This window comes from Rothia halotolerans (assembly GCF_004136635.1).
Taxonomy (GTDB): Bacteria; Actinomycetota; Actinomycetes; order Actinomycetales; family Micrococcaceae; genus Rothia; species Rothia halotolerans.
The window spans coordinates 808,370-822,546 of the sequence record NZ_NOIU01000001.1; the positions used below are offsets into that span (position 1 = coordinate 808,370).

The following is a 14,177-nucleotide window of genomic DNA, read 5'->3' on the forward strand; positions in this document are numbered from 1 at the left end:
GAACGATGAACCAGCGGATTCCCAGGATCCTGGAGAACCGGTACGAGCTCGGCGAGCTCATCGGCTCCGGCGGGATGGCCACCGTCTACGCGGCCCAGGACACGCGGCTCGGGCGCGGCGTCGCCATCAAGGTGCTGCGCCCCGAGCACGCCCAGAACAGCGTCTTCCGGGCCCGGTTCCAGCGCGAGGCCGAGGCGGTCGCGTCCCTGAACCACCCCTCGATCGTCGCGGTCTACGACACCGGCACGTTCACCCCCGTGGACGAGGACGCGGCGGACTCCGAGGCCACGGTCCCGCTCGGCCTCCTGGAGGCCCCGGAGGGCGACGCCGAGAGCACCCGCCCCCTGCCCACGACCCCGCGCGCGGAGCTGATCCCCTTCATCGTCATGGAGCTGCTGACCGGCCGCACCCTGAAGGACGTCCTGGCCGAGGGCGAGCTGCCGATCGAGACCGCCGCGGCCTACGCCGAGGGCCTGCTCGACGCGCTCGAGTACAGCCACGAGCACGGCGTCGTCCACCGGGACATCAAGCCGGCCAACATCATGGTGCCGGACCGGGAGGAGGACCCCGAGGCCGGGCCCCTGGTGAAGGTCATGGACTTCGGCATCGCCCGGGCCCTGACCGAGACCGCCACCCCGCTCACCGAGGCGCAGACCGTCATGGGCACGGCCCGGTACATCCCGCCCGAGCAGGCGCGCGGCGAGACCGTGGACGCCCGCTCGGACCTCTACGCCGCCGGGTGCATCCTGTACCAGATGCTCGCGGGCCGCCCGCCCTTCGACGGCGCCACCAGCCTCGAGGTCGCCGAGCAGCACCTGCGCGAGATCCCCGAGCCCCCGAGCCGCCACCGGCAGGCCGTCTCTCCCGCCCTCGACTCGGTGGTGCTGCGCGCCCTGCGCAAGGACCGCCACAGCCGCTTCCAGTCGGCGGGCGAGTTCAGCGGGGCCCTGCGGAACGCCCTGAACGGCATCTCGGTCGCCTCCGACCCCGCCGGCCCCGCGATCACCTCGGCGGGACCCACGACGATGCCGGCCGGCATGGCCGCCGTGCCCGCCGCGGACCGGCCGGCGCAGCCGGGCGAGGCCGTGCAGCCCTCGGACGAGGGCACCCGCCCCCTGACCTACGAGGAGTACGACCCCTCGGCCCGCCGCTCCCCGGAGGCCGAGGAGGCCGACGTCGCGGGCTTCTTCCCCTCCGCCCAGGACGAGTACGACGAGGCGGAGCTCTACGCGAGCGAGCGCAACGTGGCCCTGGCCGCCCGCCGGCGCCGCCGCACCGCGTGGATCTTCGCCATCCTGGGGACCATCATCTTCCTGCTGCTGGCCGCCACCGCCGGCGCCTGGATCTACTACCAGTACGAGCTGAACAAGCCCGTCTACGCCTCCGTGCCGCAGGTGCAGAGCCTCTCGCAGGAAGAGGCCGAGCAGTCGCTGCGCAACGAGGGCTTCCGCGTCTCGGTCCAGGAGGAGTTCTCCGACGACGTCGCCGCCGGCCAGACGATCCGGACCGACCCGGGCTCCGGCGAGGAGCTCGAGGAGGGCTCCAGCGTCTCGCTGGTGGTCTCGGACGGTCCCGCCAGCGTCACCCTCCCGGAGGACTTCGCGGGGCAGTCGGAGGCCTACGTGCGCTCCCAGCTGACGGACCTGGGGCTGGTGCCCGGCACCGTGACCACCGTGGACAGCCCGAGCATCCAGGCGGGCATGGTGGTCGGCACCGAGCCCGCGATCGGCGAGCCGGTGGCCAGCGGCGAGACCGTCAACCTGGTGCTCTCCACCGGCAAGGTGACCGTCCCGGACATCACCGGGATGGACCGCGACGCCGCGATCGCGGCGCTCACGGCCGAGGAGACCCAGCTGACCACGCAGATCGTCACCGAGCCCTCGAGCGAGGAGGCCCCCGGCACCGTCCTGCGGCAGTCGGCGGCGCCCGGCTCCTCGATCGCCCAGGGCTCCACGGTGACGATGACCGTGGCGGAGAGCCCGCGGGCGACCTCCTCGGCCGCCCCCACGCCATCGGCCGAGCCCACGCCCTCCTCGGAGCCCTCCGCGTCGCCGAGCCCCAGCCGGAGCTCGACGCCGAGCCCCTCCCGCTCGAGCGCCTCGCCCTCGGCGAGCGGCCGGGACTGAGCGTCCCCGGCTGACCGGGCTGACCGGGCCGATCTGCCGACTCGGCCGGCCGGGCCGGAGGGGAGCGCCGCGATCACCGGGCCGGCCTCCGCCCTGACCGGGCCGGCGCCGCCGGGCGCACGGCCTAGGAGCTGATGAGCGGGGACATGCCGCGGCCCCTGCCCGCCGCGCCCTTGAGCCCCGTCGTCTCCAGCCAGTTGCCGACCATGAGGTAGCCGTCCTCGGTCAGGACCGACTCGGGGTGGAACTGCACGCCGTGGATCGGCGCGCTCCGGTGCCTCACCCCCATGATGATCCCGGACTCGGTGGTCGCGGTGGCCTCGAGGACCTCGGGCAGGGTGCCCTCGGCGATGGCCAGCGAGTGGTAGCGGGTCGCGGTGAAGGGGTTGCGCACCCCGGAGAACACGCTGGTGCTCCCGTGGGTCAGCACCGAGGTCTTGCCGTGCATGAGCTCGGGCGAGTGCCCCACGGTGCCACCGAAGGCCTCGGCGATCGCCTGGTGGCCCAGGCAGACCCCGAACAGGGGCTTGCCCTCCTCCGCCGCCCAGTGGACGAGGTCCAGGCAGACGCCCGCGTCGGCGGGGGCGCCGGGGCCGGGGGAGAGCAGCACGCCGTCGTGCTGACGGGCCAGCTCGACGGCGTCCTCGGCGCTCAGGGCGTCGTTGCGGATCACCGTGGTCTCGGCGCCGAACTGCTCGACGTAGCCGACCAGGGTGAAGACGAAGCTGTCGTAGTTGTCCACCACGAGGATCTTGACGGTCATGAGCGCTCCTTGTCGATCGGTCCGTCGCATCGGGGTTCAGCGGCGGCGCCCGCCCTGCGGGGGCGAGGCGCTCCGGCGGGGAGACGGACCGCAATGATCAAGGGTACCGCGAGGACGGCGGGCGGCCACAGGGGCGGGCGGTAGGGTCCCTGACCGTGGCCGTCTGAGGCCCCGGCCCCGGATCGAGCGTGAGGGCCCGGGCCCGCGGCCGGATGAGGTTCCGGGCCGCGGGCGGGTCGGAAACTCTCAGGGCGATTGGCTACACTCGGACGGTGGACGGTCGCGGGGACCGCGGCGACGTCCGCCCGAATCTTTACCGCGCGCGGCGCCCGCACTCGCGGGTCCGGCCGCACAGGAGGAACTACATGGCCAAGAGAAAGAGGCAGCAGCCCGAGGTGCATCCGGAGGAGCTCGTGGGCGACGGGTCGGAGACCCGGGAGAAGCGCCGCTTCCGTCTCTCCAACTGGAGCCGCGGCAAGACCACGCCCGTGGAGGAGCTTCCCCCGGAGGAGGCGGCGGACCTCGCCGTGGTGACCGACGAGCAGGAGGCCGTTGAGGCGGGCGAGTCCGATCCGGAGCCGAAGGGGAGGACCCCGGCGGCCGAGCCCGACGCCGCTGACGCCGAGCCCGCCTCGGAGGCCGGCCCCGCCGCAGAGACCGGCCCCGCCGCAGAGACCGGCCCCGCCGCGGAGGCCGACGCCGAGGAGGCCGGCACCCGCGCCGCCCGCCGCTCGGGGAACCCGGCCAAGTCCGGCCGCTTCCAGCCCGCCGCCGAGGGCCCGGAGGACGACGCCGCGGCCTCCCGGGTCGCCGTCGAGGACGAGATCCACGAGGAGCGGCTGCGCCGGGTCGCGGAGGAGATGACCGCCAGCATCGGGGACCGCTCGGTCACTCCCACCTGGTACAAGGCGCTGATGCTCGGCCTCATGATCGTCGGCCTGCTGTGGATCATCGTCTGGTACATCACCCAGAGCGCCCTGCCGATCCCGCAGATCGGGTACGGCAACATCGGCATCGGCATCGGCCTGATGATGGTGGGGCTGATCATGACGACCAGGTGGAAGTAGTGCCCGGCGAGCGCCGCGAGGCGGCGGAGGGCCCCGAGGCCGGGGACCGCGGCGAACACGGCGTCCCCGCGGAGGGAGACCCCGGGGAGAGCGCCGGGAGCCGCGGCCCCGCGGACAGCGAGCACCGCGAGGCGGGCTCCGGGCCGGCCTCCCCCGGGCCCGAGGCCGCCGACGGCAGCGGACGGGAGGGAGCCGCCCCGGCCGCCGGCGCGCCGTCGGCCTCCGAGGAGGAGGACCGCCGCTCCCGCCCGGACATCCGGGCCGCCCGGACGGAGACGCGCCTGCGCCGGTGGGCGCTGCTCCTGCTGGTCCTCGTTCCGGTGGTCTACTTCCTCTACCAGCGCTTCTCCTGACCCGCGGCGCCCCGGCGGGTCAGACGGGGCACTCGGCGGGTCGGGCGGGGCGCCCCCGGCGGCTCAGGCGGCGGCGCTGGTGAGCCAGGCGTCGACGGCGAGGTAGAGCGGGACCACCCAGAACACCGCCAGCACCGGCAGGCGGGCCGGGCGGGGCCGCCGCTCCCCCGACGCCGAGACCCCGTCCTCGACCTCCACCGGGTCCAGCCCCTTGAAGCCGCCGCGGACCTCGCGGACCGTGCTGGTGACGGCGATCAGCACGATGATCGCGGCGCACAGGATCCCGAGCGGCACGGGGTTCCCGGCGGCGACGACGGGCAGCCCGGTCCGGGAGAGCAGCGCGCCGGCGATCCCGGCGCCGAGGGCGACGACGTAGGAGACGATCAGCAGCCAGATGCTGTAGACCCTCCGCCCGCTCCAGGCCACCAGGGCGCCCAGCCCCGAGATCACCAGGGCCATGACGAGCCACGAGATGAGGGTGCCGAGGTTCAGCCGCAGGTCGATGCCCTCGATCCAGGCCCGGATCGCGTAGGTCCCCACCAGCGCGAGGACCGCCTGGATCGCCACGGGGCTGACCCAGGAGAGGATGCCGCGCTGCTCCGCGCCGGCGCGGTGGACCGGGTAGCCGATGGCCTCGGCGTAGTCGTCGGGGTGGCCGAGGATCTCCTCGGGGACGCCGCCGGCCTGCTCGCACTGGGCGTGTGCGGCGGTGAGCTCCTCGCCGATCTCCCGCTCCGGCAGGCCCGCCGAGCGCAGGTTCAGGACGAAGCGCTCCACCCAGGGACGGTGGGCGATGCTCCAGTCTTTCAGGGTGCTCATGGGTCGTCTCCCTCCGGTGCGCGCCGGCTCCTCCAGGGGCGCCGCGCCTGAGCCGCGCCGCGCCCGCGGCCAGCGTCGTGGCCGAGGACTGCCGTCCTCTCACGATACCTCCGCACGCGCCGAGGGCCCCGGGCGTTCGCCCGGGGCCCTCGTCCTGCTCCCCCTCGCCGCAAGGTCCCGCGGCGGGACGGCGGGCGCCCGTTCAGCGGCCGGCCCGGCCGGCCCGCCCGGCGGGATCACCGCCGGACCGTCGCGTCCCTACGCCGCCGGAGCGGTGAAGGCCACGTCCAGGGTGATCTTGACCTTGTCCGAGACCAGCACCCCGCCGGCCTCGAGGGCGGCGTTCCAGGTGATGCCGAACTCCTTGCGGGAGATCGAGGTCTCCACCGAGAAGCCGGCGCGGGTCTGCCCGAAGGCGTCGACCGCGACGCCGCCGAACTCGCCCTTCAGCGTGACCGGCCGGGTCTCGCCGCGGATGGTGAGCTCGCCGTCGATGTCGAGGTCCTCGCCGTCGACCCGGACGGCCGTGGAGGCGAAGGTCAGCTCGGGGTGGCTCTCGACGTCGAAGAAGTCCGCGGACTTTACGTGGCCGTCCCGCTGGGGGCTGTTGGTGTCCACGGAGGCGGTCTGGATGCTCGCCTCGACGCGGGAGTCCTCCACGTCCTCGGCCACCTCCAGCGTCGCGGTGGCCTCGTTGAAGGTGCCGCGCACCGTGGAGATGCCGGCGTGGCGCACGGAGAAGCCGATCTCGGAGTGGGCGGGGTCAAAGTCCCAGGTGCCGGGGACGAGTCCGGGGAGGGTGGTCATGGCGTGTTCCTTTCGCGTGGTCTGCTGTCGCTCAAAACTTTACATGTAAACCGTTTACCGTGCAATGGATTTCCTGTCCGGGCTCCGTCCGGGCGAGGCGGGGCCGCGATGGGAGCCGAAGAGGAGGCCTGAGCCGTGGCAGATGACAGAATCTTGCGCCGGGTGAAGCGGAGGCTCCCACCCGGCGGGCGCGCCTGTCTCCTCCGGCGATTTCCATCTACCCTGTGAGGTGGACCTAACCCATGGAGGATATGTGACTACCGCACCCGTGTTCGAGCCCCGTCACGACGCCGAGCACTACGAGGCCGAGCTGCTGGTCATCGGCGCCGGCGGCACCGGGATCGCCGCGGCGCTGGCCGCCGCCGAGCGCGGCGTCGGCGTCGTCCTGCTGGAGAAGGGCAACCGGCCCGGCGGGGCGGCCATGTTCGGGGCCACCGGCTTCGCCGCCTACGAGTCGGAGGCCCAGAAGGAGGCCGGCGAGACCTTCACCGCCCGGGACGCCTTCCTCGCGATCACCGAGTACAACCGGCACCGCTGCAACGAGAGGCTGGTGCGCGCCGTCGTCGGCCGCTCCGGGGACACCGTGTCCTGGCTGGGCGGGTACGGGCTGAAGACGGCGCTGGCGGAGCGCTCCGCCAAGGAGGGACCCGCCTCCCCCGACGCCGGGATCCTCACCTCCCACCGCACGGCCCGGACGTACCACCACTACGTCTCCAAGTTCGGCGGGTTCAAGAAGCTGCTCAAGGCCTTCCAGGAGATGGGCGGCACGCTGCTGACCGAGACCGCCGCGACCGAGCTGGTCACCGGCCCGGACGGCGAGGTCCTGGGCGTGCGCGCGGAGAAGACCGACGCCGGGAAGCCGCTGTCCGTGGCCACCGCGATCTCCAAGGACGCCAGCGAGGACATCGCCTCCGACGAGGAGACCGGGCCGGTCTACGTGGACGTCTCCGCCCGGGCCGTGGTGATCGGCAGCGGCGGCTACGTGGGCAACCAGGAGCTCGTGCAGCGCGACCTCGGCCCCATCGACGCCGGCTCCCTCCACTTCACCGGCGAGCGCAAGTCCGTGGGGACCGGCCGGGAGATCGCCGAGGCCGCGGGCGGCGTCGCCGACGCCGAGCGGACCCTGGACATCCCCAGCTTCACCGTGCCGGGGCGCTACTCCTCCCGCGCCCTGGCGATCCTCGCCAACCTGCCGCTGCTGTGGGTCAACGGCGCCGGCAAGCGCTTCGTCAACGAGTCCGTCACCTACCGCTTCGGCCAGCGCGGCCCGGCGGTGTACCAGCAGGGCGGTCAGTTCTGGATGATCCTGGACTCCGCCACCGTGGCCGCGTTGGCCGAGGAGGGCCTGCCGCTGGCCCCGGCCGAGGACCACAGCGCGCCGCTGCCCGCCGGGAGCGAGGGCACCCCGGTGCAGCCGCAGATCGCGGAGGCGCTCGGCGAGGCGGTCGACTTCGGCCACGCCCACATGGGCGCCTCGGTGGAGGACCTCGCCGGTGCCGTGGGCTTCCACGCGGAGGAGTTCGCGCGGACCGTCGAGGCCTACAACGCGGCCGTGGCCTCGGGCGAGGACGAGGAGTTCTTCACCCCCTCCGCCGTCCTCTCCTACGCGGTGACCGACGGGCCGTTCTACGCCGTGCGGGTCGTCAACACGGTGCGCGGCACCCTGGGCGGACTCCGGATCGACGAGCGGGCGCGCCTGCTCGACTCCCGCGGCGCCCCGGTGCCCGGCGTCTTCGCCGGCGGCAACGAGGCCACCGGGTTCTACGGCGGCACCTACCCCCAGATCGACGGCCTGACCCTGGCCTTCGCCTTCAACTCGGGCCGCATCGCCGGGGAGTCGGCGGCGGAGTTCCTGGGGAAGTAGGGGCGGCTCAGGCCGTCGAGGCCCGGTAGATCGACTCGATCGAGGCCTCGAGCGTCCGGTCGAACTCCTCGGGCGACTGCCCGGCGGTCAGGCCGTCGAGCAGGGCCCGGCTGAAGCTCGCGATGAGCCCCGGGTTGCGGGCCAGGCGGGCGTTCGCGTCCTCGCGCCCGTATCCGCCGGAGAGGGCGACGACGCGCGCGACCTTCGGATGGCCGATCAGCTCCGCGTAGAACCCGTCCTCGGTGGGGATGGTGACCTTGAGGGCCACCGGGGCCGTGACGCCGTCGAGCCGGTCCAGTACCTCCCGCCTCAGCAGGGCCTCCGCCTCGGCCTTGGCGGGCGCGTGGATGTCCACCTCGGGCTCGAGGATCGGGGTGAGGCCGGCGGCCAGGACCCGCTCGCCGACCTCGAACTGCTGCTCGACGATCCGGGCGACGCCGGCGGCGTCGGCCTCGTGGACCACCGAGCGCTCCTTGGTGCCGAAGACGCCCCGCTCGGCGGCCCGGGCCAGCGTCCGCTCCAGGTCCGGGATCTCCTTCATGAGCTGCACCCCGTGCTCCCGCTCGGCCAGACCCCTGTCGATCTTGAGGAACGGGAGGATGCCCTTCTCCTCCCACAGGTAGGAAGCGGCGTCGCGGCCCCCGACCTCGCGCTCGAGGGTGCCCTCGAAGAGGATCGCGCCGAGCACGCGCTCCCCGGTGAAGACCGGACTGGTGATGATGCGCGAGCGGGCGGCGTGGATGAGGTCGAACATCTCCTCCTCCGTGGAGTACCGCGACTCGTCGACGCCGTACGCGGCGAGCGCCTTGGGCGTGCTGCCGCCGCTCTGGTCCAGTGCCGCGATGAATCCGGGGTCGTTCTCGAAGCGATGCTGCCGGGCGTCCGTCATGGGTGACTCCTGTCTGGGCGGGCTCGTGTGATCGGGCCCTTCCAGCATAGATGAGAACGCTTCTCATATACCAGGGGTCATATGCGATGAAGACGGGCCGCCGAACCATCCGGAGCAGGGTGAGGCGCTCAGTCCCGCTGGATAGGCTGACCGGGTCACCTCCACGGCGACCGCTCCCCGAGCCAACGACAGATCTGCCTCGTGGAGAGCAGGAAGCGGAAAGGGGGTGGCGGGCTGATGGGTCATGCCCCTCGACACCGAGATGGTCATGGGAAGCAGAAGGCCCAGATCTGGTGCGGAATCCTTGGAGGTATCGCACCAGTGATCTGGGCCCTTGCTGATCTGCTACGCGCTCTTGACGGGCGCTAGCTCCCCTCAGTGACGGCGGGTCCACCGGTCGCACCCGGTGAGCCTGCCCCGCAGGAAGCACCCCCACCATAACAGCCCGGCATGAGGGGGTGAACTGCCCTCATCCGCCGCCCTCCCGGGAGCGCGTGCTCGCAGAGACCTGCGCGGGCTCCGGCCGGGTCGGTCCGTGCCGGAGCTTCGAGGGCCACCAGACGGCGTCGCCGACGTCGTGCACCAGGGCCGGGACCAGCAGGGCGCGGACCAGGCTCGCGTCCAGCAGCACCCCGAAGGCGACGAGGAAGGCCAGCTGCGCGAGGAACATCAGCGGGATGACGCCCAGCGCGGCGAAGGTCGCGGCCAGGACCACCCCGGCGGAGGTGATCACCCCGCCCGTCAGGATCACGCCCCGCCTCACGCCGCGACGCGTGCCGTGGCGCAGCGACTCCTCCCGCACCCGGGTCATCAGGAAGATGTTGTAGTCGATGCCCAGCGCCACGAGGAAGACGAAGGCGTAGAGGGGCACGGTGGGGTCGGCGTTCGGGAAGCCCAGCACGTGGTCGAACACCAGGGCCCCGACGCCGAGCGCGGAGAGGTAGGAGACCACCGTGGTGGCCACTAGCAACAGCGGAGCCAGCAGGGATCTGAGCAGGAGCATGAGGATCACCGTGATCACCACCAGGATGATGGGGATGATCAGCGCCCGGTCGTGGATCGAGGAGTCGAGCGTGTCCACCTCCTGGGCCGTGGTGCCGCCCACCAGGACGTCGTCGAAGTCCGCGGCGGCATCCCGCATCTCGCCCACGGTCCGCTGGGCCGCTGCCGTGTCCGGCGAGTCGGCGAGGGTCACCTGGAGCATCACCCGACCGTCGACGACGGTGGGGGCGGCGTCCGCGAAGGGCGGTGCGCCGGGACCACCGGCGGCGTCGGAGCCGGGGGCACCCATCTCGGCGTCGGCCCCCGAGGTGCCGTCGGCCGCGGTTCCGCCCGCCTCTTCGCCGGCCGCGGACCCCACAGGGATCGAGCCCGAGGGCGAGTCGGCGGAGGCGAGCGCGATCGAGGAGACGCCCGGCAGCGCCTCGAGCCCCCGCACGACGTCGTCCCCCTCCCCCTCGGGCGCGAGGACCTGCGCGGGCGTCCCGGAGCCGCCGGGGAAGTGCTCCGCCTGGACCTCCTGGCCGTCGCGGGCGTCGGAGGCGCCCAGGACCAGCTCGGACTGCTGGACGCCCTCGGCCCGGAACTGCACGGCCAGCACCGCGAGGATGCCCAGCACGGCAGCGCTGCCCAGCCAGATCCGCCGGGGCGAGCGCTCCACGAAGCCGGCGACCCGGCTCCACAGCTTGGAGTCCGCCGCGACGTCGGAGCGGGAGAACCGCGGACGGAAGGGCCAGAAAGCGCTGCGCCCGAACACGAACAGCAGGGCCGGCAGGAAGGTCAGGGCCGCGAGCATCGAGAAGACGATGCCGGTCCCCGCCACCGGCCCGAGCGCGGCGTTGGTCTTCAGCTCCGAGAACAGCAGGCACAGCAGCCCCGCGATCACGGTGCCGCCCGAGGCCGCGACGGGCTCGATCGTCCCCTTCAGTGCGGTCCAGGTCGCCTTCTGCCGGTCCCGGTGCCGGACGAGCGCCTCGCGGTACCGTGCCACGTACAGCAGCGAGTAGTCGGTCGCGGCGCCGATGACCAGGATGAACAGGATGCCCTGGATCTGGCCGTTGACGGTCAGGATCCCGGCGTTCGCGAGGTTCCAGATGACCAGGATCGACGCCGAGAGGGCGGCCATCGAGGTCAGCAGCACCAGCACGGGCAGCAGCGGCGAGCGGTAGACGATCAGCAGGATCACGAAGACGACCGCCAGCGCGACGCCGAGCAGCAGCCCGTCGATGCCGGAGAACGCCTCCGCGAGGTCGGCGCTGAACCCGGCAGGACCGGTGACGTGGGCCTCGAGCCCCTCCGGGGCGGTCCCGGCGAGGTCGGCCCGGATCTGGTCCACCGCCTCCCCGGCGTCGACGTCGGGGGACAGCGGCGCGACCACCTGGATCGCACGCCCGTCCTCGGACTCGATGGGCGGGGACGCCTCGCCCTCCAGCAGCGATCGGTCGCCGAGCCGCTGGACGACGTCGGCGGCGTAGTCCCGGTCCGCGTCCTCCAGGCCGTCCTCCCGGGCGAGGACGAGGATCGCGGGGATCGCGTCCGCGTCGGAGAACCCGGCGCTGAGCTCCGCGACCCGCGTCGACTCGGCGGACTCCGGGAGCCGGTCCGTGGCCGCCTCGGTGGAGACCTCGGAGATCTTCCCGAAGTACGGGCCGCCGACGCCGGCTGCGCCGAACCACGCGAGGATCAGCAGCGCGGGGATCAGGATCCGCAGCCAGTGGACCCGGCGGCGTCGGCCTCGGGCGAGGTGCTGTGGGGGCATGGGGTCCGTCCGTTCTGTGCGGGGTGTCGCGGGGAGGGATGGGGGCCGGGCGGGGTGGCCGGCCCGGCGGGAGGGCCGGTTGGAGGGGCCCGCGGATGGGTCCGGCGGGTGGGTCCGGCGGTTCAGTCCCGCAGCGCCTCGCCGAGCCGGGCGAGGAAGTCGTTGATGAGGGCGAGCTGCTCGTCCTCGTAGGAGGCCGCGACGGCGCGCATGGCCGCCAGCCGATGGCCGAAGTGGGTGAAGAAGTCCCGCCGGGCCTTCTCGGTCAGCACCACGATCCGGGCCCGCCGGTCCTGCGGGTGGGGGACGCGCTCGGCGTGCCCGCTGGCGACGAGCCGGTCGATCAGGGCCGTGGTGGAGGCGGTGGAGATCCCGAGCTGCCGGGCGATCTCCCCCGCCGTCACGGCCTGCCCGGCCCGCTCGCGCATGACGAGCATGCGCAGCGTGGCGAGGTCGCTCGCGTTCATCCCCATCGAGTCCTTGAGGTCCCCGTGCATCTGGTCCATGCGCTCGCTCAGGCCCTGGATGCCCTCCAGGGTCTCCAGGACGCGCGGCGGGACCGGTGGCCGGGGACCCGCGGACGCCCCGTCGGATGCGCTCTCCGTCATGCTCGCCTCTTTTCCTAGCTTACCTAGTTACTAGCCTAGCTAGTTAAAGAGGGCATCACAACGCGGCTCCTCACCCGGCGGACTCACCCCGCCGGGACCGGCCATTCGCCCCTTGACCCGGCGCCCTCCGGAAGATGGCGTTCACCATGCTCTTCGGAGCGTCGGATGTTGAAAGTTCGGCACGGCGAACAATATGCTGTTCTGTACGCGCCACCGGGGTCGCCCGCGAACCTTTCAGAGATCCGCACAGCGCCGGGCGGTCCCGGTGGCCGCGTCACGCACCTCGGCGCGCCCCCTCGGCGTCGCGCCGCTCGTCATCTCGTCAGGAGGACCATGAGACTCTTCGGACCCGCCCGGCGCCGCGCCCCGCGCGCGGCGGCCCCCTCCCCTCGCGCCCGCCGGGGCGCCCTCGCCGGGCTCCTCGCGGGCGCCGTCGCCCTGCTGCCCGTCCTCGCCGCCTGCGGCCCCCAGGAGACGGGGAGCGAGAGCGCGGCGGAGGACGAGCGCCCGGTGGTCCTCACCACCTTCACCGTGCTGGCCGACATGGCCGAGAACGTCGCCGGCGGGCACCTGCGGGTCGAGTCCATTACCAAGCCCGGCGCGGAGATCCACGAGTACGAGCCCACGCCCGACGACGTCAAGAAGGCCGCCGGCGCGGACCTCGTCCTGGAGAACGGCATGAACCTGGAGACCTGGATCCAGCAGTTCGTCCAGAACGCCGACGCCGAGCACGTGACCGTCTCCGAGGGCGTCGAGCCCATCGACATCGCCGCCGGCTCCTCCGAGGGCAAGCCCAACCCCCACGCCTGGATGAGCCCCGACGCGGCGGAGACCTACGTGGACAACATCGCCGAGGCCTTCTCCGCCCTGGACCCCGGGCACGCCGAGGACTTCGAGGCCAACGCCGGGGAGTACAAGGAGCAGATCCGCGGCGTCGGCGAGGAGCTCGAGACCTCGCTGGCCGACCTGCCCGAGCCCCAGCGGGTCCTGCTGACCTGCGAGGGCGCCTTCTCCTACCTCGCGCGCGACGCCGGCCTGGCCGAGAAGTACCTGTGGCCCGTCAACTCCGACGAGCAGGGCACCGCCCAGCAGATGACCGAGGCCATCGACTACGTCGAGGAGCACGAGGTCCCGGCCGTGTTCTGCGAGTCCACCGTCTCCGACCAGTCGATGCAGCAGGTCGTGAGCTCCACCGACGCCTCCTACGGCGGCACCCTCTACGTGGACTCCCTCTCCGAGGCGGACGGCCCCGTGCCCACCTATCTCGACCTGATCCGGCACGACGCCGAGACCATCTCCTCGGCGCTGACCGGGAAGGAGGGTCGATGAGCGAGGGGAACGGACGAGGCCGCGGCGACGGGCTGGCCGGGGGTCCCGGCGCCGAGGCCTCCGCCGAGCCCGCCCTGTCCGTGCGCGGCCTCAGCGTCTCCTACGGCGAGGTCAGGGCGGTCCGCGACGTCACCTTCGACCTCCCCTCCCACCGCGTCACCGCCCTGCTGGGCATGAACGGGTCGGGCAAGTCATCGCTGTTCAACGCCGTCTCGGGCTTCCTGAAGCCCGAGGCCGGGGACGTCCGCGTCTTCGGCATGAGCGCAGCGCGGGCCCGCCGGGAGAACCTCGTGGGCTACATGCCCCAGAGCGAGGCCGTGGACTGGGGCTTCCCGATCTCCGTGCGGGAGGTGGTGATGATGGGCCGCTACGGGTACATGGGGCCCGGGCGGCACCCGCGGCGGCGTGACCGCGAGGCGGTCGCGGCGGCCCTCGAGCGGGTCGGCCTCACCGAGTTCGCGCATCGCCAGATCGGGCAGCTCTCCGGCGGGCAGAAGAAGCGGGCATTCCTCGCCCGCTCGATCGCCCAGGGCGCCCGCCTGCTGCTGCTGGACGAGCCGCTGGCCGGGGTGGACCGCGTCTCCACCCGGACCATCGCGGACCTGCTGAAGGGGCTGGCGGCCGAGGGCGCCACGGTGCTGATCTCCGTGCACGAGATCGGCAACCTCGCCGAGCTCGCCGAGGAGGCCATCCTGCTGCGCCACAGCGTGGTCTACCGCGGCGACGTCGAGGACGTGCTGCGGCCCGAGCACCTGGCATTGGCCTTCGGCGACGACTCGCGGGACGGGGAGTGA

12 protein-coding genes are annotated in these 14,177 nt (G+C 73.0%); 6 read left to right on the top strand and 6 right to left on the bottom strand.

Annotated features, from left to right (window positions below; all coding sequences use genetic code 11):
• Positions 1-5: 5 nt before the first annotated feature.
• Positions 6-2,126 carry a Stk1 family PASTA domain-containing Ser/Thr kinase gene (gene pknB, locus EWV39_RS03725; protein WP_129656914.1) on the top strand — a complete coding sequence of 707 codons (2,121 nt, stop codon included), beginning with the start codon at positions 6-8 and terminating at the stop codon, positions 2,124-2,126.
• A gap of 124 nt (positions 2,127-2,250) precedes the next feature.
• Here pknB and EWV39_RS03730 read toward each other — a convergent pair whose 3' ends face one another.
• Positions 2,251-2,889 carry an anthranilate synthase component II gene (locus EWV39_RS03730; protein ID WP_129656915.1) on the bottom strand — a complete coding sequence of 213 codons (639 nt, stop codon included), beginning with the start codon at positions 2,887-2,889 and terminating at the stop codon, positions 2,251-2,253.
• A 365-nt stretch (positions 2,890-3,254) separates the two neighbouring features.
• Between EWV39_RS03730 and EWV39_RS14080 the strand changes: the two genes are divergently transcribed.
• A complete protein-coding gene (locus EWV39_RS14080; RefSeq protein WP_238147999.1) occupies positions 3,255-3,956 on the top strand; it encodes a cell division protein CrgA in 702 nt (233 codons plus the stop codon).
• Complete coding sequence (locus EWV39_RS03740; protein ID WP_129656916.1) at positions 3,947-4,309, top strand: hypothetical protein; 363 nt, start codon at positions 3,947-3,949, stop codon at positions 4,307-4,309. The genes EWV39_RS14080 and EWV39_RS03740 overlap by 10 nt, the downstream gene beginning before the upstream one ends.
• Before the next feature lie 63 nt (positions 4,310-4,372).
• Here the strand turns inward: EWV39_RS03740 and EWV39_RS03745 are convergent, their stop codons facing one another.
• Both EWV39_RS03745 and EWV39_RS03750 read right to left on the bottom strand, forming a co-directional pair.
• Positions 4,373-5,128: a hypothetical protein gene (locus EWV39_RS03745; protein WP_129656917.1), complete on the bottom strand. Its 756-nt coding sequence runs from the start codon at positions 5,126-5,128 to the stop codon at positions 4,373-4,375.
• Positions 5,129-5,386: 258 nt separating this feature from the next.
• The gene (locus EWV39_RS03750; RefSeq protein ID WP_129656918.1) at positions 5,387-5,935 is read right to left on the bottom strand and encodes a YceI family protein; all 549 of its coding nucleotides are present in this window, start codon (positions 5,933-5,935) and stop codon (positions 5,387-5,389) included.
• A gap of 253 nt (positions 5,936-6,188) precedes the next feature.
• Between EWV39_RS03750 and EWV39_RS03755 the strand changes: the two genes are divergently transcribed.
• Positions 6,189-7,799: an FAD-dependent oxidoreductase gene (locus EWV39_RS03755; RefSeq protein ID WP_165313121.1), complete on the top strand. Its 1,611-nt coding sequence runs from the start codon at positions 6,189-6,191 to the stop codon at positions 7,797-7,799.
• 7 nt (positions 7,800-7,806) lie between these two features.
• Here the strand turns inward: EWV39_RS03755 and EWV39_RS03760 are convergent, their stop codons facing one another.
• The 3 genes from EWV39_RS03760 to EWV39_RS03770 form a co-directional block, all read right to left on the bottom strand.
• Entirely contained in the window at positions 7,807-8,688 is an 882-nt protein-coding gene (locus EWV39_RS03760) for a fructose bisphosphate aldolase (protein WP_129656920.1), read from the bottom strand.
• Positions 8,689-9,157: 469 nt separating this feature from the next.
• On the bottom strand, positions 9,158-11,446 hold the full coding sequence (locus EWV39_RS03765; protein WP_193554676.1) for an MMPL family transporter: 2,289 nt from the start codon (positions 11,444-11,446) through the stop codon (positions 9,158-9,160).
• 122 nt (positions 11,447-11,568) lie between these two features.
• Entirely contained in the window at positions 11,569-12,054 is a 486-nt protein-coding gene (locus EWV39_RS03770) for a MarR family winged helix-turn-helix transcriptional regulator (RefSeq protein ID WP_238148008.1), read from the bottom strand.
• A gap of 333 nt (positions 12,055-12,387) precedes the next feature.
• Here EWV39_RS03770 and EWV39_RS03775 point away from each other — a divergent pair, with 333 nt between their 5' ends.
• A complete protein-coding gene (locus tag EWV39_RS03775) occupies positions 12,388-13,383 on the top strand; it encodes a metal ABC transporter substrate-binding protein (protein WP_129656921.1) in 996 nt (331 codons plus the stop codon).
• Entirely contained in the window at positions 13,380-14,177 is a 798-nt protein-coding gene (locus EWV39_RS03780) for a metal ABC transporter ATP-binding protein (protein WP_129656922.1), read from the top strand. The genes EWV39_RS03775 and EWV39_RS03780 overlap by 4 nt, the downstream gene beginning before the upstream one ends.